The 26369-nt window shown below is 64.9% G+C and carries 23 protein-coding genes and 1 riboswitch; of the genes, 17 read left to right on the forward strand and 6 right to left on the reverse strand.

Annotated features, from left to right (window positions below; all coding sequences use genetic code 11):
* The first annotated feature begins 82 nt into the window (after window positions 1-82).
* From rnr to rpmG, 5 genes are all read left to right on the forward strand, one after another.
* Entirely contained in the window at window positions 83-2392 is a 2310-nt protein-coding gene (rnr, locus tag PZ895_RS16510; RefSeq protein ID WP_275840281.1) for a ribonuclease R, read from the forward strand.
* Window positions 2389-2817 carry a DUF983 domain-containing protein gene (locus tag PZ895_RS16515; protein WP_275840096.1) on the forward strand — a complete coding sequence of 143 codons (429 nt, stop codon included), beginning with the start codon at window positions 2389-2391 and terminating at the stop codon, window positions 2815-2817. The genes rnr and PZ895_RS16515 overlap by 4 nt, the downstream gene beginning before the upstream one ends.
* A gap of 27 nt (window positions 2818-2844) precedes the next feature.
* Window positions 2845-3585: an NUDIX domain-containing protein gene (locus PZ895_RS16520; RefSeq protein ID WP_275840097.1), complete on the forward strand. Its 741-nt coding sequence runs from the start codon at window positions 2845-2847 to the stop codon at window positions 3583-3585.
* Between the two features lie 12 nt (window positions 3586-3597).
* Window positions 3598-4779, forward strand: coding sequence for an MFS transporter (locus tag PZ895_RS16525; protein WP_275840098.1), 1182 nt, complete (start codon window positions 3598-3600; stop codon window positions 4777-4779).
* 102 nt (window positions 4780-4881) lie between these two features.
* A complete protein-coding gene (gene rpmG, locus PZ895_RS16530; protein ID WP_024585495.1) occupies window positions 4882-5049 on the forward strand; it encodes a 50S ribosomal protein L33 in 168 nt (55 codons plus the stop codon).
* 339 nt (window positions 5050-5388) lie between these two features.
* Here the strand turns inward: rpmG and PZ895_RS16535 are convergent, their stop codons facing one another.
* Together PZ895_RS16535 and PZ895_RS16540 are read right to left on the reverse strand one after the other, a co-directional pair.
* Complete coding sequence (locus PZ895_RS16535; RefSeq protein WP_275840099.1) at window positions 5389-6762, reverse strand: PleD family two-component system response regulator; 1374 nt, start codon at window positions 6760-6762, stop codon at window positions 5389-5391.
* Between the two features lie 33 nt (window positions 6763-6795).
* Complete coding sequence (locus tag PZ895_RS16540) at window positions 6796-7167, reverse strand: response regulator (protein ID WP_024585493.1); 372 nt, start codon at window positions 7165-7167, stop codon at window positions 6796-6798.
* A 140-nt stretch (window positions 7168-7307) separates the two neighbouring features.
* On the opposite strand from PZ895_RS16540, the gene PZ895_RS16545 reads away from it, so the two are divergent.
* Both PZ895_RS16545 and PZ895_RS16550 read left to right on the forward strand, forming a co-directional pair.
* A complete protein-coding gene (locus PZ895_RS16545; RefSeq protein ID WP_275840100.1) occupies window positions 7308-7634 on the forward strand; it encodes a DUF3572 domain-containing protein in 327 nt (108 codons plus the stop codon).
* The gene (locus tag PZ895_RS16550) at window positions 7631-8311 is read left to right on the forward strand and encodes a hypothetical protein (RefSeq protein WP_275840101.1); all 681 of its coding nucleotides are present in this window, start codon (window positions 7631-7633) and stop codon (window positions 8309-8311) included. The genes PZ895_RS16545 and PZ895_RS16550 overlap by 4 nt, the downstream gene beginning before the upstream one ends.
* Here PZ895_RS16550 and PZ895_RS16555 read toward each other — a convergent pair.
* Complete coding sequence (locus PZ895_RS16555) at window positions 8287-8871, reverse strand: GNAT family N-acetyltransferase (protein ID WP_275840102.1); 585 nt, start codon at window positions 8869-8871, stop codon at window positions 8287-8289. The genes PZ895_RS16550 and PZ895_RS16555 overlap by 25 nt on opposite strands.
* Window positions 8872-8952: 81 nt before the next feature.
* Here PZ895_RS16555 and PZ895_RS16560 point away from each other — a divergent pair, with 81 nt between their 5' ends.
* Entirely contained in the window at window positions 8953-10275 is a 1323-nt protein-coding gene (locus PZ895_RS16560; protein ID WP_275840103.1) for a DNA polymerase IV, read from the forward strand.
* On the opposite strand, the gene PZ895_RS16565 is transcribed toward PZ895_RS16560, so the two are convergent.
* Window positions 10276-10767: a hypothetical protein gene (locus tag PZ895_RS16565; RefSeq protein WP_275840104.1), complete on the reverse strand. Its 492-nt coding sequence runs from the start codon at window positions 10765-10767 to the stop codon at window positions 10276-10278.
* Between the two features lie 110 nt (window positions 10768-10877).
* A complete protein-coding gene (dnaE, locus tag PZ895_RS16570) occupies window positions 10878-14354 on the reverse strand; it encodes a DNA polymerase III subunit alpha (protein ID WP_275840105.1) in 3477 nt (1158 codons plus the stop codon).
* A gap of 151 nt (window positions 14355-14505) precedes the next feature.
* On the opposite strand from dnaE, the gene PZ895_RS16575 reads away from it, so the two are divergent.
* The 9 genes from PZ895_RS16575 (at window position 14506) to parE (ending at window position 25198) form a co-directional block, all read left to right on the forward strand.
* On the forward strand, window positions 14506-15633 hold the full coding sequence (locus PZ895_RS16575; protein ID WP_275840106.1) for an S-(hydroxymethyl)glutathione dehydrogenase/class III alcohol dehydrogenase: 1128 nt from the start codon (window positions 14506-14508) through the stop codon (window positions 15631-15633).
* Between the two features lie 95 nt (window positions 15634-15728).
* The gene (locus tag PZ895_RS16580) at window positions 15729-16550 is read left to right on the forward strand and encodes a hypothetical protein (protein ID WP_275840107.1); all 822 of its coding nucleotides are present in this window, start codon (window positions 15729-15731) and stop codon (window positions 16548-16550) included.
* Window positions 16547-17005 carry a YaiI/YqxD family protein gene (locus PZ895_RS16585; RefSeq protein WP_275840108.1) on the forward strand — a complete coding sequence of 153 codons (459 nt, stop codon included), beginning with the start codon at window positions 16547-16549 and terminating at the stop codon, window positions 17003-17005. The genes PZ895_RS16580 and PZ895_RS16585 overlap by 4 nt, the downstream gene beginning before the upstream one ends.
* Before the next feature lie 7 nt (window positions 17006-17012).
* Window positions 17013-17855, forward strand: coding sequence for an S-formylglutathione hydrolase (fghA, locus tag PZ895_RS16590; RefSeq protein WP_275840109.1), 843 nt, complete (start codon window positions 17013-17015; stop codon window positions 17853-17855).
* Between the two features lie 144 nt (window positions 17856-17999).
* A complete protein-coding gene (locus tag PZ895_RS16595) occupies window positions 18000-18407 on the forward strand; it encodes a helix-turn-helix transcriptional regulator (protein ID WP_275840110.1) in 408 nt (135 codons plus the stop codon).
* Window positions 18408-18436: 29 nt separating this feature from the next.
* Window positions 18437-18536, forward strand: a riboswitch (glycine riboswitch).
* 151 nt (window positions 18537-18687) lie between these two features.
* Window positions 18688-19785 (forward strand): glycine cleavage system aminomethyltransferase GcvT, encoded by a 1098-nt coding sequence (gcvT, locus tag PZ895_RS16600; protein WP_275840111.1) that lies wholly within the window; start codon window positions 18688-18690, stop codon window positions 19783-19785.
* 5 nt (window positions 19786-19790) lie between these two features.
* Window positions 19791-20159 carry a glycine cleavage system protein GcvH gene (gene gcvH, locus PZ895_RS16605; protein ID WP_275840112.1) on the forward strand — a complete coding sequence of 123 codons (369 nt, stop codon included), beginning with the start codon at window positions 19791-19793 and terminating at the stop codon, window positions 20157-20159.
* Window positions 20160-20172: 13 nt separating this feature from the next.
* A complete protein-coding gene (gcvP, locus tag PZ895_RS16610) occupies window positions 20173-22959 on the forward strand; it encodes an aminomethyl-transferring glycine dehydrogenase (RefSeq protein ID WP_275840113.1) in 2787 nt (928 codons plus the stop codon).
* Window positions 22960-23131: 172 nt separating this feature from the next.
* Window positions 23132-25198 (forward strand): DNA topoisomerase IV subunit B, encoded by a 2067-nt coding sequence (parE, locus tag PZ895_RS16615; protein ID WP_275840114.1) that lies wholly within the window; start codon window positions 23132-23134, stop codon window positions 25196-25198.
* On the opposite strand, the gene PZ895_RS16620 is transcribed toward parE, so the two are convergent.
* Window positions 25195-26316: a DUF2336 domain-containing protein gene (locus tag PZ895_RS16620; protein WP_275840115.1), complete on the reverse strand. Its 1122-nt coding sequence runs from the start codon at window positions 26314-26316 to the stop codon at window positions 25195-25197. The two genes, parE and PZ895_RS16620, sit on opposite strands and share 4 nt — an antisense overlap.
* Window positions 26317-26369 lie beyond the last annotated feature (53 nt).

Raw genomic sequence — 26369 nt, forward strand, 5'->3', positions numbered from 1 at the left:
GTCCGCCAGGAAGCCCGCCGCCAAGAAGACGGGTGCGAAGAAGGCTCCGGCAAAGGCGAAGGAGTAGCCCTTGGCGCGAAAGATCTCCGGGCGAAAGTCTGCCGCGCCGGCGAAGCGGCCAGGAGCAGCCTCGTCCGGCGACTTCCGTCCGAGCCGCGATGAACTCCTCGCCTATATCGCCGAAAACCCGGACCTTTCCGGCAAGCGCGAACTCGCCAAGGCGTTTCGCCTCAAGGGCGAGGATCGCGTCTGGCTGAAGGACATGCTGCGCGATCTCCAGGATGAAGGGCTTCTGCAAAAGTCGGCCAAGAAGAAACTGAAGCGGCCCGGCGACCTGCCGCATATGGTGGTACTGGACGTCGTCAGCCGCGACCCTGACGGCCTGCTGATCGCGCGCCCGGCCGAATGGCCCGCCGATCTCGGCGCCGCGCCGCTGGTCGCGATCCGCACGCAGCGCCAGGGCCGCGGCCCGGCGCCGGGGATCGGCGACCGCGTCCTCGCCAAAACCTTTCCCAACGAGGAAAAAGGCGGCCCGACCTATACGGCGCGCGTCGTCAAGATTTTCGACAAGCAGCGCGACGCGGTGCTGGGCGTGCTGCGGCATCTGGCCGATGGCGGGTTCCGCATGGAACCGGTGGAGCGCCGCCAGCCCGAACTGATTATCGACGAGGACGATCTGAACGGGGCGAAGCCCGGCGATCTGATCGAGGTCGCGCCGCTGCGCCATGCCCGCTACGGCCTGCCGAAGGGCAAGGTCGTGGAGGTGGTCGGCTCGCTGACGAGCGAGAAGGCGGTCTCGATGATCGCCATCCACAGCCATGACATCCCGCATGTTTTTCCGAATGCGGTGATTGCGGAAGCGGAAGCCTGCCGCCCGGCGACGCTCGATAGCCGCGAGGACTGGCGCGACCTGCCGCTGATCACCATTGACCCGGCCGACGCCAAGGACCATGACGACGCGGTTCATGCGGCACCGGACGAGGACGAGGCGAATCCCGGCGGCATCGTCGCGACCGTCGCCATCGCCGATGTCGCGGCCTATGTGCGCACGGGGACCGAACTCGACCAGGAAGCGCTGAAGCGCGGCAATTCGTGCTACTTCCCCGACCGCGTCGTGCCGATGCTCCCCGAGCGCATCTCCAACGACCTCTGCTCGCTGCGCGAGAACGAGGACCGCCCTGCGCTTGCGGTGCGCATGGTCTTCAGCGCCGAAGGCCGCAAGATCCGGCATTCGTTCCATCGCGTGATGATGCGCAGCCACGTCAAGCTGTCCTACAATCAGGCGCAGGCGGCGATCGATGGTGCGGCTGACGAAAAAGCGGCACCGTTTCTCGACCATGTGCTGAAGCCACTCTGGGACGGTTACCGCGTCCTGAAGTGCGGCCGCGACAGCCGCCAGCCGCTCGATCTCGACCTGCCCGAGCGCAAAATTCTGCTGAAGGAGGACGGCACGGTCGACCGTGTTGTCGTTCCCGACCGGCTGGACGCGCACAAGCTGATCGAAGAATTCATGATCCAGGCGAACGTGGCGGCCGCCGAGACGCTGGAGGCCAAGCGCCAGCCGCTGATCTACCGCATCCATGACGAACCCTCGATGGCGAAGCAGGAAGCGTTGCGCGAATTCCTGACGACGGTGGGCCTGTCGCTGGCGCGTGGCGCGAATTTGCGCCCTTCGCAGTTCAATGGCATTCTCAAGGCGGTCGAGGGCAGCGAGCATGATGAACTGGTCAACCAGGTCGTGCTGCGCAGCCAGAGCCAGGCGATCTATTCCAAGGACAATGCCGGGCATTTCGGCCTGAACCTGCGCCGTTACGCCCATTTCACGTCACCGATCCGCCGTTATGCCGATCTGATGGTCCATCGCGCCCTGATTTCCGCGCTCGGCCTTGGCAAGGACGGCCTGACCAAGGCCGAAGAAGGCCGGCTGGAGGAGATTTCGGCGCTGATCTCGGCAACGGAGCGCCGCGCGATGGCGGCCGAGCGCGACACGGTCGACCGACTCATCGCCGCGCATCTGGCGACGCGGATCGACGAGACCTTTACAGGCCGCATTTCGGGCGTCACCAAGGCGGGGCTCTTCGTCCAACTGCCGCAGTTCGGCGCAGATGGCTTCGTGCCGGTGTCAACGTTGGGCGACGACTACTATATCTACGACGAAGCGGCGCACGCGATGGTCGGCGAAAAAACCCGAAAGGGCTTTCGGCTCGCCGATACGGTCGAGGTGAAGCTGGTCGAGATCGCGCCGATGGCAGGCAGCCTTCGGTTCGAGATGATGAGCGACCCGGAGCCCGTCTCGGGATCGCGCGCCTCGCTTCACAAAGCCAAGGGCCGGCGACGCGCAGACCAGTCGCGCCGGCCGGGCGGACGTGGATCGACGAGGAGCAGGCGATGAGCGAAATCCATTATGGCGGGGATGCCGCACAGGCAAACCGGCCCCTGATCCGTTCGATGTGGCGCGGCTTTCTCTGCCGCTGCCCCAATTGCGGCGAGGGCAGGCTTTTCGACCGCTTCCTGAAGGTCACGCCGGAATGTGCGAAATGTGGCGAGGAACTGCACCACCACCGGGCCGACGACCTGCCGGCCTATCTGGTGATCTTCATCGTCGGCCATATCGTCATTGCCGGCTTCATGGGCGTCGAGATGACAAGCGGTCTCGGCCTCTGGCAGCATCTTGCGATCTGGGTGCCTCTAACGATCGTCGGCTCGATCGTGCTTCTCCAGCCGGTGAAGGGCGCCGTCGTCGGCCTACAATGGGCGCTCCACATGCACGGTTTCGGCGGCGAGAAGGACATACTCGACGATCATCCGGAACTTTGATCGAACCGTCGCGAGGGGAGTGACATCTTGGAAGGTTTTACGCGCGCCCAGATCGACAAGGCCGAAAGCAAGGATTTCGCGCTCGGCGCCGGCCCGAAGCGGCCGCGCGACGCGGCGACGCTGATTCTGCTCGACCGCCGCGGCAGCGACATCTGCGTGCTGATGGGCCGCCGGCACATGAAGCACGCCTTCATGCCCGGCAAGTTCGTCTTTCCAGGCGGGCGCACCGACCCGAACGACAGCCGCATCGACGTTGCGACGCCGCTCGAACCGGCGGAGGAAACCAAGCTGATCGGGACCGGAAGCCGCGCGACCGCCGCCCGCGCCCGCGCCATCGCGCTTTCCGCCATTCGCGAGACCTACGAGGAAGCCGGGCTCCTGATCGGCCGCCGCGGTCCCTTCACGACCAACAAGGCCGACTGGCAGGGCTTCGCCGAGCACGGCATCCAGCCTTCGCTCGCGGGCCTGCGCTTCGTTGCCCGCGCGATCACGCCGCCCGGCCGCGTGCGCCGCTTCGACACGCGGTTCCTCTCGGTCTGGAAGAACGAGGTCGCCCTCGAACTGGAAGACGGCGGCCCGACGCACGAACTGGAAGAACTGGTCTGGCTGCCGATTGCGGACGCCAAACAGGCCGACATTCCGACCATTACCCGCACCGTTCTCGGCGATCTCGAAGCCCGGTTGAAAGCCGACCCGGACCTGAAACCCGGCGGCGAGGTTCCGTTCTATCGGCTACGGAACAACCGCTTCGAACGCAACATCATCTAGCGCCGGTTTCCCATGCATTCCGGCCTGTCGGTTCCCGGTGACGAGACCATAAGGTGGCTGTCGGTGTCGGCGGCCATCGCCTCGATCAGCGTGGTGGGAATCGCAATCGGCATCGGAATGCCGCTCTTGAGCGTCATCCTCGAGGGCCACGGTCACTCGGCGACCATGATCGGGCTCAACACGGCGATGGCCGGCCTCGCCTCGATCGTCGCCGCCCCATGCGCGACGCCCCTCGCGGCCCGCTTCGGCGTCGTCTGGACGATGCTGGCGATGATCGTCGTCGGCGCGTTTTCCTTCATCGGCTTTTATGCCGCGCCGGAATTCTGGATGTGGTTTCCGTTGCGCGCGGCGCTGCATTTTTCGATCACCATCGTCTTCATCCTGTCGGAATTCTGGATCGCGACGTCGGCGCCTGCGGCGCGGCGCGGCTTCATCCTGGGAATCTACGCCACCGTGCTCTCGCTCGGCTTTGCCTTCGGACCCTGGCTTTTCGCACAGGTCGGCAGCCAGGGCTTCCTGCCTTTCGGTATCACCTTCGCCATTGTCATGTTCGCGGCCCTGCCCGTCCTTGCGGCCTTGAAAGAAAGTCCGCGCATCGACGCCGCACCGACCGGCACGCGCTTCGTCGGCTATATCTGGCTGGTGCCGATGGCGACGGCGGCCGTCCTCGTCTTCGGCGCGGTCGAAACGGGCGGCTTCGCGCTGTTTCCCGTCTATGGCACCCGGATCGGCTATTCGGAAGGCGACGCGGCGTTGCTCCTGACCGCTGTCGGGCTCGGCAACGTGCTGCTTCAGATCCCGCTCGGACTGATCAGCGATCGCGTCAGTGACCGGCGGCATCTGCTGATGATCTGCGCGGCGATCGGCCTTGCGGGCATGGTCGCCCTGCCCTTCGTCGCTCATGACTGGTATCTGACGGCCGGCGTGCTCTTTGTGTGGGGCGGCGTCGTCGCCGGGCTCTACACGGTCGGCCTTGCCCATCTCGGCTCGCGGCTTTCGGGGCGCGACCTGGCCTCGGCCAACGCCGCCTTCGTCCTGTGCTACGGAATCGGCATGTTGCTCGGGCCTCAGGCGATCGGCATCGGCATGGACATCTTCGGCCCGAACGGCTTTGCCTATGCGATCATGATCTTCTTCGCGGCCTATCTCGGGCTGGGCGCGGTGCGGCTGGGTTCGGGCGTCGGGCGGGGTTGACAAACCGCGCCGATCCAGTATGTCTCGCGCCAAGCTTTCCGCCGCCGGGCCCGGCTCCCGTTCGTATGCGGTGATCTCTCTTTCAAAAAACGGACGACCAAAATGGCCAAGGCGACAACCATCAAGATCAAGCTTCTGTCGACCGCCGACACCGGCAGCTTCTACGTCACGACGAAGAACAGCCGCACGATGACGGACAAGATGACGAAGCGGAAATACGATCCGATCGCGCGCAAGCACGTCGAATTCAAGGAAACCAAGATCAAGTAGGCTTCACGCTTCCGATCGATTTCGAGCGCCGCCTTCGGGCGGCGTTTTGCGTTTGAGGATTGTCCAAATGAAAAGGGGCCGGCCGACGGCTGACAGTGGTACGAGGAGGCCACTTGAGTGTCAGTGTCGACCGGCCGACCCCACGGACCCAGGAGATGCGGCGGACCTGAGCATCATGGGGTAGCTTGCCGGGCAGATGCCCTCGTTTGCTGCCCTGATGGCTTCACAGTCGCGCAAGACCGATTGAAAATCAATAATTTCTTAACTTTGTCGCCAAGAGTCGCGCGTTAAGGTAAACACGCGCGGGGACAGACACTGACTGTCTAGAAGACGCCTTGACTAGGCTGCACTTGCGACGACACGATTGCGGCCGGCGTTCTTCGCCTGATAGAGCGCGACGTCCGCCCGCTTCATCATGTCGCCCGCCGTGTCGGGTTCCCCCTTGAGCGACGCAACGCCGATCGAGATCGTGACTTCGAGCGTTTTTGCGCCATCCTCGATGGTGAACGGGTTTCGCGCGATCTGCTCGCGGATGCGCTCGGCGACCTTTTCGGCCAGCGCCGGATCGGTGTCCGGCATGACGATCACGAACTCCTCCCCGCCATAGCGGCAGGCAAGGTCGAAGCCGCGCACGCTCTGGCGAAGGCGCATGGCGAATTCGCGCAAAATGTCGTCGCCGGCGTCGTGGCCGTGCGTGTCGTTGATCGACTTGAAGCGGTCGATGTCGGTGATCAGCACCGAGAGCGGCCTGCCCCGGCTGCGCGCCTTGGTGGCGAGACTCGCCAGATGGCTGTCGAGATAGCGGCGATTGTGCAGCCCGGTCAGCCCGTCGGTCACGGCCATCTCGATGGTCTGCGTGACGGACGAACGAAGCTGGTCGTTATAGCGCTTGCGCTTGACCTGTGTGCGCAGCCGCGCGATCAGTTCCTGCCGGTCGACGGGGCGGGTGACATAGTCGTTGATGCCGAGCTCGAGCGCGCGCACGAGGCGCTGTGTCTCGTCCGGCCCGGCGATCAGGATGATCGGCAGGAAACGCGTGCGATCGAGCGTGCGCAGTTGCGAGCAAAGCCGCAGCGGATCGTGCTCTTCGAGCGTGGTCGAGATCAGAACGCACTCATAGGGTTTTTCCGCCGCTTCCAGAAGGGCGGCTTGCGGATCGGACACGATTTCGAGCGTGCAGATGCCGCGCAGATATTTCTCGATCTGCTCGACCGAAGACGGACGATCATCGACCAGAAGGGCGCGGATCGGCGCATCGGCCGAGATGTCGCGCTTCTTCAGGAGTTCCTCGATGCCGATATTGCGCGTCGTCGAGGCGCGCATCCGCAACTCGTCGGTCAGCATCTTCAGGCGAACGAGACTCTTGACCCGCGTCATGAGTTGGAGGTCGTTGGCGGGCTTGGTGAGAAAATCGTCGGCGCCGACTTCGAGCCCGCGCACGCGGTCGGCCGCCTGGTCGAGCGCGGTGACCATGACGACGGGGATGTGAGCGGTTGCCGAATCCGTCTTCAGGCGGCGGCAGACCTCGAACCCATCCATGTCGGGCATCATGACGTCGAGCAGAACGACGTCGGCGCGGCCGGCCTCGCAGATTTCCAGAGCGTCGCGGCCATTGCTGGCGGTGAGCACCTCGAAATATTCGGCCAGCAGCCGGGCTTCCAGAAGCTTCACATTCGCCGGAATGTCATCGACAACAAGTATCCGCGCCGTCATTTCAACCCCTCGTCCGGCCGCCCGACCGGCTCCTCACGCATCGCCCAGATAGGACTTGATCGTCTCGATGAAGCGCGCGACCGAGATCGGCTTGGAGATGTACGCCTCGCAGCCGCCCTGCCGGATTCGCTCCTCGTCGCCCTTCATGGCGAAGGCCGTCACCGCGATGACCGGGATCGAGCGCAGATCGTCGTCGTCCTTCAGCCATTTGGTGACCTCCAGTCCCGAGACTTCGGGAAGCTGGATATCCATCAAGATGAGGTCGGGACGGTGCTCGCGCGCAAGGTCGAGCGCCTCGAGCCCGTTGCGCGTGCGCACGGTCTCGTAGCCCGACGCTTCGATGAGGTCGCGAAAGAGCTTCATGTTGAGCTCGTTGTCCTCGACGATCATCACCTTCTTGGTCATAAGTCCTCGACAGTCCAGGCGCCGAACGGTTTCGACCCCGCCGAAATGCTAGCGTGATTTGATTGACGAAACGCAAACTCTTGAAAACTAAGCCGACGACGATGCTTGATCGTAACCGGAACGCAGGCTAACCCAGCCGCATGAACAGGACCATGTCGGATTCGGGGCGCAGCGACAAGAAGTTGGCGCGGGAAACAGCCGATGGCATCGCCATTCAGGCGCTCCGCTTCATCGCCGGCGACGCACAATTGCTGCCGCGCTTCCTCGACTTGACCGGCATCGCCGCGCACGACATCCGCCGCGCTGCGGGCGAGCCGGGCTTCATGGCCGGCGTGCTGCAATTCATTCTGGCGCACGAGCCGACATTGATCAAATTCTCCGAGACGAGCGGCGTCGCGCCGCAGGATGTCGGGCGGGCTTTGCGCGCTCTGCCGGCGGGCGACGACAGATACGAGATGTCCTCATGAGCGACGACCCCGAGACGCTGCGCCAGATCGAGGAACTTGCAGCGGACGACCGGCCGCTGCTGATTCTCGACGTCGACGACGTCATCCTCGATTTCATCAAGCCGTTTCCGCGCTATCTCAAGTCGAAGGGCTTCGACCTCAGGCTCGACAGTTTCGCGCTGCACGGCAACATCTTCCATGTCGAGAACGGCAACGTCGCCGAAATCGAGCATGTGCGCACGCTGGTCGACGATTTCTTCCACGGCCAGGCCGACTGGCAGACGGTGACGGACGGCGCTGCCGATGCCATGACGCAGATCGCGCGGAGCGCGGAAATCGTGCTCCTGACGGCGATGCCGCACCGCTTCCGCGATGCGCGGCGGCGCCATCTCGACGCGCTCGGCCTGCCCTACCCGCTCCTGACGACGGAGATGGCCAAGGGTCCGGCCGTCGCGCGCCTGCGCGGCGAAACGCCCCGTCCGGTCGCCTTTGTCGACGATCAGCCGCGCAACCTGATCTCGGCGCATGAAAACGTTCCCGACGGCGCATTCTTCCATCTGATGGCCGACAACAGCCTGCGCGAACTGATGCCGCCGCCGCCAGACTTCGCCATCGTCGTGCATGACTGGGCCGAGGCGCTGCCGAAGATCGAAAATGCGCTCGGCATCGGCCGTCACGACACGGCGGCAAGCGCGTAGCGCATCAGCGGCCGGCCGGCCTTGCGTTCGATGACGGTCTCGAACCCCGCCTTTTCGAAAACGCGCGCCGAGCCAACGAAAAGCCCGATGGAGCGCGAGTCCCTGGACTGCACCATCGGGCACGCCTCGACGAGGCGCGCGCCGTTCTGGCGGGCGAAGTCGAGCCCCGCCGCGACCAGCCGATGCGTCAGTCCCTTGCCGCGCGCGGACGCGCGCAGGAAGAAACAGGAGATCGCCCAGATGGCCTCATCGGCGGACTCGGCATCGAGAGGTGCGGACGCCCTGCCCTTGTTGTTCCATTCCGGTACGTCGGCGCGCGGGCCGATCTGCATCCAGCCGACCGCGCGGCCATTGTCGAATGCCAAAAGACCGGGCGGCGGGCCATCCTCGATCCGCCGCTTGATGAACGCCTTGTTCGCCTCACGGTCGTTGACGCGCCGGGCCGCGGGCGGCAACCTGAAATGAACGCACCAACAGCCGTAGCACGCGCCCTGCTTGCCGAAGAGGTCCTCGAAGGCGGGCCAGAACTCGGGCGTCAGGGGAAGGATGTCCTTTTCCATTGGCTCCTCCATGCCAGTCGATGATGCAACGCAATTCGCTTGCGGTGCCTTGAACATCGGCCTAGGATATTTGTTCCCTTTATGTTCACATCGATGCGCCAAGCTGTCAATCATCCGCTATATGGATTCTGCCGCGATTGCCTGACGCTCCAGCGCGGGAAGGCACCGCGCTGCGATGCCTGCGGAAGCCCGCGCATCGCGCGCCATCACGAGCTTTATTCGCTGCATCTGGCCCATATCGATTGCGACGCCTTCTACGCCGCGGTGGAAAAGCGGGACAATCCGGCGCTGCGCGACAAGCCGGTCATCATCGGCGGCGGCACGCGCGGCGTGGTGTCGACCGCCTGCTACATCGCGCGCATCAAGGGCGTGCGCTCGGCGATGCCGATGTTCAAGGCGTTGCAAGCCTGTCCCGAAGCGGTGGTGATCAAGCCCGACATGGAGAAATATGTCCGCGTCGGGCGCGAGGTCCGCCAGATGATGGAGGCGCTGACACCTCTGGTCGAGCCGCTTTCCATCGACGAGGCATTCCTGGATCTTGGAGGAACCGAGACGCTGCACGGCAAGCCCCCGGCGCTAGTCCTCGGCCAGTTCGCGCTGTCGGTCGAACGCGAGATCGGCATTTCGGTCTCGGTCGGATTGTCCTACTGCAAGTTCCTCGCCAAGGTGGCTTCCGACTTGAGGAAGCCGCGGGGGTTTGCCGTGATCGGCGAAGCCGAGGCGGTGGAGTTTCTGGCAGGACAGCCCGTTTCGATGATCTGGGGCGTGGGCAAGGCGTTCGAGGCGGTGCTCGAACGCGACGGCCTGCGGACCATCGGCCAGTTGCAGAAGATGGAGCGCGGCGATCTCCTGAAACGCTATGGAACGATGGGTTACAGGCTCTACCATCTGTCGCGCGGCGAGGACATTCGGCGCGTCTCCACCGACCGGGAAGCCAAGAGCGTGTCGGCCGAAACGACCTTCGACACCGACTTGTCGCGCGCCGACGATCTCGTTCCGGTGCTGCGCGCATTGAGCGAGAAGGTCTCGCGCCGCCTGAAAAGCCAGGATGTGGCAGGGCGAACCGTCGTCCTCAAGCTGAAGACGCCCGACTTCAAGACGCGCACGCGCAATCGCGCGCTCGCCGACCCGACCCGACTTGCCGAGCGAATTTTCCAGACCGGACTGGAAATGCTGAAGCACGAACTCGACGGCACGCGGTTCCGCCTGCTCGGCATCGGCGTCAGCGATCTGGCGGACGCGGCGCGGGCCGATCCTCCCGATCTGGTCGACCTGCGCGGAGCGAAGGCCGCGAAGGCCGAAGGCGCGATGGACCGGCTGCGCGAGAAGTTCGGCAACACGATCGTCGAGACCGGCTACACGTTCGGGCGGCCGCGCAACGGGCGGCCGCCGAGAGCGAATTGACTATTGGCGCTCGAAGGAAAGCTGCGCGGTGACGACCGGCTCGCCGGTTTCGGGATGCGCTTCGGTCGTCACGATCTGCAAGGCGTTGCCGGTGGACGAGAGTTCCATGCTTGCCTCGCGGCCCGTCTCCGGCCAGGCGACGGCGAGACTGACCGTATCGCCGTTGCGATTGCCCGAAAGGCTGGCCGGACCGCGCGGCGAGCCGATATATGTTCCCGAGTAGCTTGCGCCATTGACCGTCAGGTCCGCTCCGATGGCTCGCGACATGACGATCATCGCGCTGCAACTGCCGTTCATCGACAGGCTGGCGGCGGCGGCATCGGACGCGAGTTCGCAATTCACGTTGACGGGATTCTGTTCGGGTTTGAGGCGGATGGAGCCACCGCCGGACCAATTGCCTTCGAGCGTTTCCAGAAACTCGGCTTCCGATGCGTTGGCAGGGATTGCAACCGTCATGGCTGCAACGATCACACTGGCGTACAAGGCGCGCATGTCGAATCCTCTCGAATTTTGATGTCCTTCGAGACGGACAACGCGCCAAACCGGCGTTTTGGCAACTGTCGACCACACTTAACATGAAGCGACGATACGCCGTGTGATCCTCAGACCAGTTCGACGTCGACCACGCCCGGAACGGCCTTCATCGCGGATGCGATCTGCGGCGACAGGCGGTAGCGGTCGGGAAGCTCGACCTCGATCTCCCCCTGCCCGCCCTCGCGGATGACGACGAAGCTGACCTGCCCCTCGCCGCGCTGCGACAACTGGCCGGTGAGAATCGGGAGGGGCGAGGTATCCCGCAGGAAGATGCGCAGCGCCTTCTGGATGCGGCTCGCCTCTTCTTCGAGCGATACCATGGTCTGGACGCGCAGATTGACGCCTTCGGGCCGGTTTTCCGCAGCGACGGTCACCACCACCGACTTGCCGGGTTCCAGAAGGTCGCGGTACTGCGCCAGCATCTCCGAGAAGAGCACCGCCTCGTATTGCCCGGTCGCGTCGGACAGCATGATGATGCCCATCTTGTTGCCGGTCTTGGTGCGGCGCTCCTGGCGTGAGGTGATCGTGCCGGCGAGCCGCCCCGCCGAGGCGCCGCGCTTGACGGCCGCCTGGAACTCCGCCCAGCCCTGCACGCGCAACTTTTCCAGCGTCGCCTTGTATTCGTCGAGCGGATGGGCCGACAGGTAGAAGCCGACGGCGTTGAACTCGCGGTGGAGCCGCTCAGCCGGCAGCCACGGTTCGGCGAGCGGCAAATGCAGCTTTTCGGGCTCGGCGCCGAGCGCCTGTCCGAAAATGTCGGTCTGGCCGCTGGCGGCATTCTCGCTGGCGCGAGCGGCGAGCCCCATCATCCGGTCGATCCCGGAGGCGAGCGCCGCGCGATCATGGCCGAAGCAGTCGAACGCGCCGGCCGCGATCAGGCTTTCGAAGACGCGCTTGCCGACGATCTTGGGGTCGATGCGCGAGCAGAAATCCTCGAGGCTCTGGAACGACTTCTCCTTGCGCAGCGCCACGATATGATCGACCGCGCCCTCGCCGACGCCCTTGATGGCGGCGAGCGCATAGAAGATTTTCTTTTCGCCGACCTCGAAGGGACGATGGCTCGTCATCACCGATGGCGGCACGACCTCGATCCCCAGACGCATGGCGTCCTGTCTGAAATCAGACAGTTTCTCGGTGTTGTTCATGTCATACGTCATCGACGCGGCGAGGAACTCGGTCGGATAATGCGCCTTCAGATAGGCCGTCTGGTAGGAGACGATGGCGTAGGCGGCGGCGTGCGATTTGTTGAAGCCGTAATCGGCGAATTTGGCGAGGAGGTCGAAGATGAAATTCGCCTGCGGCTTGGTGACGCCGCGCTCGATCGCGCCGTCGACGAAGCGCACGCGCTGCTTGTCCATCTCGGCGCGAATCTTCTTGCCCATCGCGCGGCGCAAAAGATCGGCTTCGCCGAGCGAATAGCCCGAAAGCTCCTGCGCGATCTGCATCACCTGTTCCTGGTAGACGATGACGCCCTGCGTTTCCTTCACCAGATGGTCGATCTTCGGATGGATCGACTCGATCTCCTCCTCGCCATGCTTGCGGGCGTTGTAGGTCGGGATGTTTTCCATCGGACCGGGACGGTAGAGCGCGACGAGGGCGATGATGTCCTCGATGCAGTCGGGCTTCATGCCGACCAGCGCCTTGCGCATCCCTGCCGATTCCACCTGGAACACGCCGACCGTTTCGCCGCGCGAGAGCATGGCGTAGGTCTTCTCGTCGTCGAGCGGGATGGTCGCGAGGTCGATGTCGACGCCGCGTCGCTTGATGAGATCGACGGCGGACTGGAGGACGGTCAGCGTCTTCAGGCCGAGGAAGTCGAACTTCACCAGCCCCGCCTGCTCGACCCATTTCATGTTGAACTGGGTGACCGGCATGTCGGAGCGCGGATCGCGATACATCGGCACGAGTTGCCAGAGCGGCCGGTCGCCGATGACGATGCCTGCGGCGTGCGTCGAGGCGTGGCGGTAGAGCCCTTCGAGCTTCATCGCGATGTCGAGGAGATTCTGGACGATCGGTTCCTTCTCGACCTCCTCGGCAAAGCGCGGCTCGCCCTCGATGGCGTCCTTGAGCTTGACCGGGTTGGCGGGATTGGCCGGCACCATCTTGCACAGCCGGTCGACCTGGCCGTAGGGCATCTGGAGAACGCGGCCGACGTCGCGCAGCACGGCGCGGGCCTGAAGCGTTCCGAAGGTGATGATCTGGCCGACCTGCTCGCGGCCGTACTTGCCCTGGACGTAGCGGATCACCTCCTCGCGCCGGTCCTGGCAGAAGTCGATGTCGAAATCGGGCATCGACACGCGTTCGGGATTGAGGAAGCGCTCGAAGAGCAGCGAGAAGCGCAGGGGATCGACGTCGGTGATCGTGAGCGCGTAGGCGACGAGAGATCCTGCCCCCGAGCCGCGGCCGGGGCCGACCGGAATGCCCTGCGCCTTGCCCCATTTGATGAAGTCCGCGACGATCAGGAAGTAGCCGGGGAACTTCATCCGCGTGATGATGCCGATCTCGAATTCGAGCCGTTCACGATACTGCTCGACCGTATAGCCCTTGGTGGGGCCGTGCGCGGCAAGGCGCGAGTCGAGCCCTTCGCGGGCCTGGCGGGCGAGTTCGTCGGCCTCGGCCTGGAGTGCGGCATCGGCATCGGCCGCGTCGTTGCCGGTGAAGCGCGGCAGGATCGGATTGCGCGTCTGCGGATAATAGGAGCAGCGCCGGGCAATCTCGATGGTGGAGGCAAGGGCTTCCGGAAGGTCGGCGAAGAGGGCGGCCATTTCCTTTTGCGTGCGCAGATAGTGGTCCGGCGTCAGCCGTCGGCGGTCGTCGACGGCGACGACCGAACCCTCGGCGATCGCCATCAGCGCATCATGGGCGTCGTAGTCGGCGGCGGCGGGGAAGAAGGCTTCGTTGGTGGCGACGAGCGGCAGGTCGTGCGCGTAGGCGAGTTCGATCGTCGCCGCTTCCAGCGTGCGGTCGTAACCTGTGGGGCGCTGGAGTTCGACATAGAGCCGATCACCATACCATGCCTTCAATTGAAGAAGGCGCTGTTCTGCAAGCGCCGGCTGCTCGGCCCTGAGCGCCGCGCCGACCGGGCCGCGGTCGCTGCCGGTGAGGCAGATGATGCCGTCCGAGCGGGTCGAAAGCCATTCGGCGAGCACCTGGACGGGCTCGCCCGCAGGCACGTCGAGATAGGATTTCGAAACGAGGTCGACGAGATTGGCATAGCCGGTTTCGGTCGCCGCGATCAGCACCAGTGGCGTCAGCCCGCGATCGTGCTTGCGGCCGTTGCGGCCATTATCCTGCAAATCGCCGAAATTGACGTCGATCTGGCAGCCGACAATGGGCTGCACGCCGTCCTTGACCGCCTTTTGCGCGAATTCGAGCGCTCCGAAGAGATTGTTTGTGTCCGCGATGCCGATGGCCGGTGCCTGGTCCTTGACCGCGTGGCCGACGATCTTGCCGATGGGCAGCGCGCCTTCGAGAAGAGAATAGGCCGAGTGGACCCGAAGATGGACAAAGCGGTTCGAAACAGCGCTGGTCGGGCTGACGGTCATGTCGGGCTTTCGCAAGAAGAGTCGGCAGTCATTGTGTGAGCGGGCGGGAGCGATGTCCACCCTGCCCGCGACCTTTCAACACAAGAGCCTGCTTGAACGCCAGCCGGATTCCTGAAACGTTGCAGCAACAGAAAATCGCCGAGGACACAGGATGAAAACCCGCGCCGCCGTCGCCACCGCCGCTGGAAAGCCGCTTGAGATCATGGAAGTCGACCTTGATGGTCCGCGCGCCGGCGAGGTGCTGGTCGAAATCAAGGCGACGGGCATCTGTCATACGGACGAATTCACGCTGTCGGGCGCCGATCCGGAAGGCATCTTCCCGGCGATTCTCGGCCATGAGGGCGCGGGCGTCGTGGTCGACGTGGGGCCGAGCGTGACGAGCCTGAAGAAGGGCGACCACGTCATCCCGCTCTACACGCCCGAATGCCGCTCCTGCCCCTCCTGCCTGTCGCGCAAGACGAATCTCTGCACCGCGATCCGCGCCACGCAGGGCCAGGGGCTGATGCCGGACGGCACGTCGCGCTTCTCGATCGGCAAGGACAAGATCTTCCACTATATGGGCTGCTCGACCTTCGCCAATCACACGGTCCTGCCCGAAATCGCGCTCGCCAAGGTCAACCCGGACGCGCCCTTCGACAAGATCTGCTACATCGGCTGCGGCGTCACCACCGGCATCGGGGCGGTGATCAACACGGCCAAGGTGGAGATCGGCGCGACCGCCATCGTCTTCGGGCTCGGCGGCATCGGCCTCAACGTCATCCAGGGACTAAGGCTGGCTGGCGCCGACATGATCATCGGCGTCGATCTGAACGACGCGAAGAAGGAATGGGGTGAGCGGTTCGGCATGACCCATTTCGTCAATCCGTCGGAAGTCGACGGCGACATCGTTCCCCATCTCGTCAACATGACCAAGCGCGGCGCGGACCAGATCGGCGGCGCGGACTATACGTTCGACTGCACCGGCAACGTGAAGGTCATGCGCCAAGCGCTTGAATCGGCTCATCGCGGATGGGGCGAATCCATCATCATCGGCGTCGCCGGCGCAGGTCAGGAAATCGCCACGCGACCGTTCCAACTCGTCACCGGGCGAACCTGGAAGGGCACGGCCTTCGGCGGCGCGCGCGGGCGCACGGACGTCCCGAAGATCGTCGATTGGTACATGGACGGCAAGATCGAGATCGACCCGATGATCACGCACACACTGTCGCTCGACGAAATCAACAAAGGCTTCGACCTGATGCACGCAGGCGAATCGATCCGCAGCGTCGTCGTTTATTGACGAAAGTGGCGGCGGCACTTTTCGCCGCGCCGCGCGTTAACGCGCGAGCCGTCCGCCGCGGACGGATCAGCCGCTTTCGCAATCGGGAAAAACAGATGTTCGCAAACAAAGTCCTGCTCGCTGCCGCGGGCGTTTCGCTAATGACACTCGCTGCCTGCGGCGAGGACGAGACGACGACCTCGCAGGCCCAGCCGACGCCGCCGGCGCAGACCGAACCGGCCAATCCCGACTTCGATCGGACATTGGACGACGCCGAGGATGCGGCCACAGACGCGCTCTCCCGGATGCGCGAGGCAGCAGAGGAAGCGGCGAGCGAAGCGGGGCGTCTGGCCGGAGAAGCGCGCACCCGCGCCGAGCAGGCGCTTGAAGATGCTGGGCCGACGCTCGACAGGGCCAGCGAGGTTGCCGGTCAGATCGGCGCTTCGGTGAGCGAGATCATCGAGCGGGCCCGCGGCGACATCGAACGGGCAGCGAGAGAACTGGAAGCGCGCATCAACGAAGCGACCGGCGGCGACGTGCCGGACGAGCCCGTGGGAGACCCGGCCGCGCTGCTGGCTGCCGAAGGCGAACTCAACGCCGATACGCGCGCGGCCGCCCGCGCGTCGATGGCCGGTATCGGCCCCGACTATGTCGGTGTCTGGGCCGAGACCGCGGCAGCCTGCGCGCGAGTGGACCAGGAGCCGATCGAACTCTTCGCCGTCATCACCCCGACCACCATTCGCCGCTACGAAAGCGTATGCAATATCGAGCCTGGCGAGGCGGTCGCCGGAGCGACGACGGTTTCGGCCACCTGTTTTGCTGAAGGCGAGACGGAGGAACGTCAGATCACGCTCGACACGTCGCAGCCCGATACGCTGCGCATCAGCCAGGCGGCCGGCGAGGAAGGCATAGCACTGACCCAGTGCAGCCTGCCGTGACCAGACCTGCCATCTTCGTCGACGCCGATGCCTGCCCGGTCAAGAACGAGGTTCTGAAAGTTGCCGAACGCCACGGTCTCGTCGTGACGTTCGTTGCCAATGGCGGCCTGCGCCCCTCGCGCGACCCGATGGTGCGCAACGTCGTCGTCTCGGCCGGCTTCGACGCCGCCGACGACTGGATCGTCGAGAATGCGGCGGCCAACGACATCGTGGTGACCGCCGATATTCCGCTCGCGGCGCGTGGTGTCGAGAAGGGTTGCCATGTCATCGGCATGACCGGCCAGCCCTTCACGCCGGAGACGATCGGCATGGCCGTCGCCATGCGCGATCTGAAGCAGAACTTGCGCGAAAGCGGCGAAATCAAGGGCTACAACGCCGCCTTCTCGCCGAAGGACCGGTCGCGCTTCCTGGAGACGCTGGACCGGACGATCCGGCGGGCGCTGAACTCGAATTGAGGAACTGATGAAGATCATATCGGAAGCGAAAGCCCATGGCGGTGTTCAAGGCGTCTATGCGCACATGTCGCAGGCTTGCAACTGCGAGATGACTTTCGCGGTCTTCGTGCCGCCGCAGGCGAAGGACGGTCCCTGCCCGGTTGTCTGGTATCTGTCGGGCCTCACCTGCACCCATGCCAACGTTATGGACAAGGGCGAGTACCGGCGCATGGCGGCCGAACTCGGCCTGATCGTCGTGTGCCCGGATACGAGCCCGCGCGGCGAAGGCGTCGCCGACGAACCGGACAACTGGCAGTTCGGCAAGGGCGCCGGGTTCTATCTCGACGCCACCGAGGAACCATTTGCGAAGCACTACCGGATGTATTCCTATGTCACCGTCGAATTGCCGAAGCTGATTGCCGAGAACTTTCCAGCCGACATGGATCGTCAATCGATTTTCGGCCATTCGATGGGCGGGCATGGTGCGATGACGATCGCGCTGAAGCATCCGGACCGGTTCAAGTCGTGCTCCGCCTTTGCGCCGATCGTCCAGCCATCGACGGCGGGCTGGTCGAAGCCGGCGTTCGAGAAGTATCTCGGGACGGACGAGGCCGCCTGGCGCGCGTATGACGCGACAGCTCTGGTCGGGGACGGCGCGCGCTTTGGCGAGTTCCTGATCGATCAGGGCACGGCGGACGGCTTTTTCGACGACGGCTTGCGACCCTGGCTGTTCGAGGAGGCGGTGAAAAATACGGAAATCCGCCTGACCTTGCGGATGCAGGAGGGGTATGACCACTCCTATTTCTTTATTTCCACTTTCATGGACGATCATCTGCGGTGGCACGCGGAGCGGTTATCCGTTGTCAGATGAAATGAGGTGGCGGCGCTAACGCCCTGATCTGGAAGGCGGACCTGCCAAGCGGTTGCGGTTGTCGCCCTGATGCTTCATGCTTGGACGCGCGCTGCCGACCGGCACGCGGCACGATCCAGACCAACATCTCAGGGGGTGGCACAGGTGCCTGACACCGCGACGATCTATTCCGAAAATCCCGACCTCGACACGCTGGGCGGCCGGCTTTCACGCGCCCGCGACGCGGTCGGCATGACGACCGCGCAGCTTGCGCGCCGGCTCGGCGTGCAGACGGCGACGCTTCAGGCCTGGGAAACCGATCGTTCGCAGCCGCGCGCCAACCGGCTTTCGATGCTGGCGGGCGTGCTCAATGTCAGCCTGTCCTGGCTGCTCTACGGCGTCGGAACGGCGCCGGTGGAAGAGGATGCGCGCGACGACACGGTTCGCGCGATCATGGCGCAATTGTCCGAGTTGAAGCGGCTTCATGCACAGAGCGCGGCGGTGATTTCGCAGATCGAGGATGAGTTGCGGATATTCGCCCGCGATGGTGACAAGGCCACCGCAATCGTCTAGCGTCGATTCCGTCAGGGGTGCTCGCACCCCGCCGGTTTGCGGGAGAGAGCGTTTCGGGCCGATGGCCGGGATCGCCGCCGAAGGGGAAATCGCCCGAAATCTCTCAGGCAAAAGAACCGTCTGCCGGTCAAGACGCTCTGGAAAGTCGGGGTTCATCCCCCGCGCCGAAGGTGTAAGCGCTGCCGACAGGGTTCCGGTCGCGCGAGTCTCTCAGGCTTCCGACAGAGGGGCACGAACATGCCGCTGAAGCGGCTGGATGCGTGCGACCTTTGGAGGCCGAATGGCGGAACCGGGCGAACTGAAACGACTCCCACTACACGATCTGCACGCGGATGCGGGCGCGAAGTTCGGCGGATTCGCCGGCTGGTCGATGCCACTGACCTATCCGGCCGGCGTGATGAAAGAACACCTCCACTGCCGCGAGGCGGCGGGGCTGTTCGACATCTCCCACATGAAGCTGTTTGTCGTGTCGGGCCGTGAGGCAGCGGCAGCATTGTCCCGTGCCTGCCCTATCGAGGCCGATGCGCTGGCGGTCGGCCAATCGAAATACACCTTTTTCCTGAATGACGATGCCGGCATCCTCGACGATCTGATCGTCACGCGGGTCGGCGACGAGCGCTTCGTCGTCGTCGCCAATGCTGGAAATGCGGTAGCCGACGAGGCGCATCTGCGCGAAGTCGCATCGGGTTTCGACTGCATTGTCGAGGCGCTCGACCGTGTGTTCCTGGCCTTGCAGGGGCCAAAGGCAGAGGCGGTCGCGCGCGACGCCGGGCTTGAGATCGACAGCCTCGCCTTCATGAACGGCAGGGAAACCGCCGATGGCGGGTTCCTTGCGCGCAGCGGCTACACCGGCGAGGACGGGTTCGAGATCGCGGTGCCGCTCGATGCGGCGCAGGCGCTGGCCGAAAAACTTCTCGCTGACGAACGCGTCGAGTGGATCGGGCTTGCCGCACGCGACAGCCTGCGTCTCGAGGCCGGACTGTGCCTGCACGGTCAGGACATCGCGCCGGACACCGACCCGGTCGATGCCGGCCTGACATGGGCGATCCCCAAGGCGCTGCGCGCCGGCGGAAGCTATATCGGCGCCGACGCGCTCGCCGCCGCGATCGCCGCAGGCCCGTGCCGCAAGCGGGTCGGCCTGAAGCCCGAGGGCCGCCAGCCGGTGCGTGCCGGCGCCGCGCTCGTCGATGGCGACGGCAAGCCGGTCGGCGCGGTCACGTCGGGCGGCTTCGGCCCCTCTTTCGGCGGACCCATCGCCATGGGCAGCGTCGATGTCGACGCGCTCCACAATCCGATTTTCGCGGAGGTGCGCGGCAATCGCCTGCCTCTTTCGCTCCACCCGCTTCCGTTTCAGCCACATCACATGCGCAAAGGATGACGCAGATGGCCCAGACCTACTTCACCGAAGACCATGAATGGATCCGCGTCGAGGGCGACATCGCGACGGTCGGCATCACCAATTACGCGCAGGAACAACTCGGCGATCTCGTCTTCGTCGAACTGCCCGAGAAAGGCCGGACCATCGACAAGGGCGACACCGTGGTCGTCGTCGAATCGGTCAAGGCCGCGTCCGATGTCTATGCGCCGCTCGCTGGCGAGGTGACGGAGGTCAATGACGGGCTTTCGGACAATCCCGGTCTTGTCAATTCGGCCGCCGAAAAGGATGGCTGGCTGTGGAAGATGAAGCTTGCCGACAAGGCCGCGCTCGACGGCCTGATGGACCGCGCCGCCTATGACGCGACGACGGCCTGACGGAGATCGACCGATGAGCACCAGCTTTGCCAATCGCCATATCGGCCCCGGCCCGGCCGACCAGCGCGACATGCTGAAAACTCTGGGCGTCACCTCCATCGACACGCTGATCAGTCAGGCCGTGCCGAAATCGATCCGGCTGGAGGGACCGCTCGACCTGCCGGCGCCAGCCAGCGAACAGGAGGCGCTCGCCGAGCTATCCGGCATGATGGACAAGAACGTCGTCGCGAAAAGCTTCATCGGCGCCGGATATCACGGCACCCATGTTCCGCCGGTCATCCAGCGCAATCTCTTCGAGAACCCGGCCTGGTACACGGCCTACACGCCCTATCAGGCGGAAATCAGCCAGGGACGGCTGGAGATGCTGTTCCATTTCCAGACGCTGGTAACGGAACTGACCGGCCTGCCGGTCGCCTCCTCCTCGCTGCTCGACGAAGCGACGGCGGTGGCCGAGGCAGTCGGCATCGCCTTTCGCCATCACCGGATGAAGCGCCTGAAAATCTCGATCGCGGGCGCCTTGCATCCGCAGACGCTCGACGTGGTCGAGACGCGCGCCGAGCCGCTTGGCATTGCCATCGGGTGTGACCCCGTCGATGACGAGACGGCGGCGCTGATCATCCCCTGGCCGGACACCAACGGCGTCTTTGGCGAGCACAAGGACGAGATCACCAGGGCCAAGGCGGCGGGCGCGGTCGTCATCTTCGTCGCCGATCCGCTGGCGCTGACGATCACGCAGGCGCCGGCCTCGCTCGGTGCGGAAATCGCGGTCGGCTCGATGCAGCGCTTTGGAGTGCCGATGGGCAATGGCGGGCCGCACGCGGCCTATTGCGCCGTCGAGGACAGGTTCACCCGGCTGATGCCGGGCCGGCTCGTCGGCCAGTCGCTCGATGCGGGCGGCCGCGTCGGCTACCGCCTCGCGCTCCAGACGCGCGAACAGCACATCCGCCGCGACAAGGCGACCTCCAACATCTGCACCGCGCAGGCCCTGCTCGCCAACATGGCGGCTGCCTATGCGGTCTGGCACGGGCCGCACGGTTTGCAGGAAATCGCGAACCGCATCCATGGCTTCGCGGCGCGGCTTCATGCAGGGCTCAAGACCAAGGGCATCGAGGTCGCGAGCGACCGCTTCTTTGACACGGTCACCGTGACGACGAAGCACGCCGAAGCGATTGTCGAGAAGACGATGGAGCGCGGCCTGTGGCTGCGCGACTTCGAGGACGGCCGGATCGGCATCAGCTTCGACGAAACCTCGACGGAGGCCGACCTTGCCGCCATCGCCGACCTCTTCGGCGTGAAACTGCCGAAAGCGGCGGATGCGCGACTGCCCGGATCGCGCTCGGGCTCGTTCATGAGCCAGCCGGTCTTCCACGAGAACCGCTCTGAAACCGAGATGATGCGCTTCCTGCGCCGCCTCGCCGACAAGGACCTGGCGCTCGACCGGGCGATGATCCCGCTCGGCTCCTGCACGATGAAGCTCAATGCGGCGGCCGAGATGATGCCGGTGAGCTGGGCCGGTGTCGCCAACCTCCACCCATTCGCGCCGGAAGGCAGCGCCGAGGGCTACAAGGCGATGTTCGACCAGCTCGAAAAATGGCTGGCCGAGATCACCGGCTTCGACGCGGTATCCTTGCAGCCGAACGCCGGCAGCCAGGGCGAATATGCGGGCCTTCTCGCCATCCGCCGCTATCACCGGGCGCGGGGCGACGAACAGCGCACCGTCTGCCTGATCCCCTCCTCCGCCCACGGAACCAATCCGGCCAGCGCTTCGATGGCGGGGATGGACATCGTCGTCGTCAAATGCACCGACCATGGCGACATCGACTTCGACGACCTGAAGGCGAAGGCCGATCAACATGCCGAGCGGCTGGCGGCGCTTATGCTGACCTACCCCTCGACGCATGGCGTGTTCGAGGAAGGCGTCCGCGACATCTGCAAGATCGTCCACGACCATGGCGGTCAGGTTTATTTCGACGGCGCGAACCTGAACGCGATGGTCGGCCTCGCGCGGCCGGGCGACCTCGGCGCCGATGTCTGCCACATGAATCTGCACAAGACCTTCTGCATTCCCCATGGCGGCGGCGGACCGGGCATCGGGCCGATCGGCGTCAAGGCGCATCTGGCGAAGTTCCTGCCGGGCCATGTCGCGGACGGCTCGCGCCATGCGGTGGCGGCTGCGCCCTTCGGATCGGCCTCGATCCTGCCGATCACCTGGATGTATATCCGCATGATGGGTGCGCCGGGCCTGAAGCGCGCGACGGAACTTGCGATTCTTTCGGCCAACTACATCGCCGAACGTCTGGAGCCGCATTTTCCGGTGCTCTATCGCGGCCGCAACGGGCGCGTCGCGCATGAGTGCATTCTCGACACGCGGGTCTTGAAGGAAAGCGCGGGCGTTTCGGTGGAGGACATCGCCAAGCGCCTGATCGACTATGGCTTCCACGCGCCGACCATGTCGTGGCCGGTCGCGGGCACGCTGATGGTCGAGCCGACGGAATCGGAGCCCAAGGCAGAGGTGGACCGTTTCTGCGACGCCATGATCGCCATTGCCGGCGAGGCTGCAAATGTGGCCGACGGCAAGTGGCCGAAGGACGACAATCCGCTCGTCAATGCCCCTCATCCGGCGATCGACGTGATGGCGGCGGAATGGGCGCATCCTTATTCGCGAACCGAGGCGGCCTTCCCGGCCGGAGACGCGAACATGGCGTCGAAATACTGGCCGCCCGTCTCGCGCATCGACAATGTCGCGGGCGACCGCAACCTCGTCTGCTCGTGCCCGCCGATGGAGGCGCTGGCGAGTTGACGTCAGGGGCGCGACCTTCGATTCGGCAAGGCGCGCTCCCAATTGCCTGTGGACGAATCGAGAACGCGCCCCTTCATTTTTGCCGCGATCTCCTGCATTAGACTGGCCGCGGCTAGGATGACAGCCGCGCGAGAACGCTCGATCTGATTCGCGAACGGACCACGCCTCCGCCATGGACGACAACAACGACCTCTTCGGTGACCTCGCTGCCCCGACGCCGACCAAGCCGGCCGCGCGACCTGCCGACCCGATCGTGGCTGCTGCCAGGCGCGCCGGCACCGCGGCACCGGCGGTCGGAGCAAAGGATGCCAGCGACGGCTACAGCGCGGCCGACATCGAGGTTCTGGAGGGGCTGGAGCCGGTGCGCCGGCGGCCGGGCATGTATATCGGCGGCACCGACGAAAAGGCGCTGCATCACCTTTTCGCCGAGGTCATCGACAATTCGATGGACGAGGCGGTGGCAGGCCACGCGACCTTCATCGAGGTCGAACTAGACGCGGACGGGTTTCTGTCGGTGACGGACAATGGTCGCGGCATTCCGGTCGACCCGCATCCGAAGTTCAAGGAAAAATCGGCGCTCGAAGTCATCATGACGACGCTGCACGCGGGCGGAAAGTTCGATTCGAAGGTCTATGAGACGTCGGGCGGCCTGCACGGCGTCGGCGTCTCGGTCGTCAATGCGCTGTCGGACGATCTGGAGGTCGAGGTTGCGCGCGGGCGCAAGCTCTACCGCCAGCGTTTCTCGCGCGGCATCGCGCAAGGCGGGCTGGAATTTCTCGGCGACGTGCAGAACCGGCGCGGCACCAGGGTTCGGTTTCATCCAGACGCGCAGATCTTCGGGGCGAATGCCCGTTTCGAGCCGGCACGGCTCTACAAGATGGCGCGCTCAAAAGCCTATCTCTTCGGCGGCGTCGAGATCCGCTGGTCGTGCGACCCCGCGCTGATCGGTGAGAAGGACAAGACGCCCGACAAGGCGACCTTCCATTTTCCCGGCGGGCTGAAAGACTATCTGCTCGCCTCGCTGGGCTCGGAATATCAGGTTACGCGCGAACCCTTTGCCGGCAAGAGCGAAAAGGCGAACGGGCATGGTTCGCTCGAATGGGCAATCACCTGGCATGGCGGGGACGGTTTCCTCAATTCCTACTGCAACACCATTCCCACGCCCGAGGGTGGCACGCACGAAACGGGCTTGCGCAATGCGCTTTTGCGCGGCCTGCGCGCCTATGCCGAACTGACCGGCAACAAGCGCGTCTCGGTCGTCACCGCCGAAGACGTGATGATCTCTGCGGCAGGAATGCTCTCCGTCTTCATCCGCGAGCCGGAATTCGTCGGCCAGACAAAGGACAGGCTGGCGACCGGCGAGGCGCAGCGCATCGTCGAGAACGCGGTGCGCGACCCGTTCGATCACTGGCTCGCCGACAATCCGCAGGAAGCCTCCAAGCTTCTCGAATGGGTGATCGCGCGCGCCGACGAACGCGTGAAGCGGCGCCAGGAAAAGGAAGTCAGCCGCAAGAGCGCGGTGCGCAAGCTGCGCCTGCCGGGCAAGCTCGCCGACTGCACGCAGAACGCGGCGGCCGGAGCCGAACTCTTCATCGTCGAGGGCGATTCGGCCGGCGGCTCCGCCAAGCAGGCGCGCGACCGGGCGAGCCAGGCCGTGCTGCCGCTGCGCGGCAAGATCCTGAACGTGGCGAGCGCGGGCCGGGAGAAGCTGACCGCCAACCAGCAGATCGCCGATCTGATCCAGGCGCTCGGCTGCGGCACGCGGTCGAAATACCGCGAGGAGGATCTGCGCTACGACCGCGTGATCATCATGACCGACGCGGATGTCGACGGCGCGCATATCGCCTCGCTGCTGATCACCTTCTTCTACCAGGAAATGCCGGAACTGGTGCGCGGCGGTCACCTCTACATGGCCGTGCCGCCGCTCTACAAGCTGACGCAGGGCGGCAAGACGATGTATGCGCGCGACGACGCGCATAAGGAGGAACTTTTGCGCACCGAATTCACCGGGCGCGGCAAGGTCGAGCTCGGCCGGTTCAAGGGCCTTGGCGAGATGCTGGCGAGCCAGCTCAAGGAAACGACCATGGACCCGAGGAAGCGAACGCTCTTGCGCGTCGAAGTCCAGGAGAACGAAGACGCCACCAAGGCGTCCATGGACGCGCTGATGGGCACCAAGCCCGAACTGCGCTTCCGCTTCATCCAGGACAATGCCGAATTCGCGGGCGAACTCGATATCTAGGCGGCTATTCTCACCGTTTCGGTGGCTGCCGAGCGCATCGCGTCAGCTTGCACCTGCCGCAGAAGGCTGACGATCGGACCGGCCTGCGACGCGTTTTCATCGCCAATCGCGTCGATCATCGCCTGGCTGGCCTCGCGCACGCCCGCGATGCGGTCCCCGCGCGCAACCCCGCGCCAGACATGGATGGCGCCGACGAGCGGCCGGTGGATCGGTGCGGCGAGACGCGCCTTGTCGAAGAGCGCGGTGATCGCAAGATCGCGCCCCGAAACGAGGATCGTGCGAACCCGCTCCTGAGGGACGGCGGCAAGGTGAGCAACGAGATGGACGAAGAACTCCATCTTGCCGAGCGCCATGCAGCGCAGGACGAAGGCGGTGGTCAGATGGCCCGCCTCTCTCAGGCGGCTGACGAGGTCGGACATGTCCGCCGGCCGTGTGCCTTCGACGAGGGCGATGGTCGAGCGGGCCATCGCATCGCGGGTGACCCGCGCCGCGCGATCCGAACCGATCACCGCCTTGACGAAAGTCGACTGGCTGAGGACGTCGCCGATGCTGGCGAGCAGGCGGTGCCGGCAATCGACGGGCAGCCGCGCCTGCCGGATCAGGATCTCGCGCAATTCGGCCTCCGTACCGAAGCGCTCGACCATCTGGCGGAAGGCCGAGGGCAGGATTTCGGCATCGTCGTTGCGGGCAAGTTCGATGACGGCTTCGCGCGAACCGAATGCGCAAAGCGCGGCGGCAAGACCGGGCGCAAGAGCGGCGCGGCGGGCGATCACGGCCTGGCCGCGCGCATCGAGCATGACGACGAGTTCGACCAGATCGTTTTCGGTCAGAAGCGGCGAACGCAGGAGGATCGGCGCGGCGACGGACGGCTGGTCCTTGGCCAGATGCAGGACGATGTGAAGCGGCGCGCGGCGGCTGCCCGCGAGGGCGCTGGCGATGGCGCCGCGAACGTTCGGCGACGGGTCTTCGGCAAGAAGGGTGAGCGCCGAAATTGCGGCATGGCGATCCTCGCGCGGCGTTTCAGCGGCGACAACGGTGTTGGCGAGATATTCGGCCGCAGTGGCGCGTTCGCTGGCGCGCGTCGAGCGCAGATATGTTTCCGCGATTGCCGTCGTCACGCCCGTCCCCTTCGCAAACTATGCGTGGACGCTAGCGCGAATTGGTTTACGAA

This window comes from Mesorhizobium sp. YIM 152430 (genome assembly GCF_029210365.1).
In the GTDB taxonomy this organism is placed as follows: Bacteria; Pseudomonadota; Alphaproteobacteria; order Rhizobiales; family Rhizobiaceae; genus Aliihoeflea.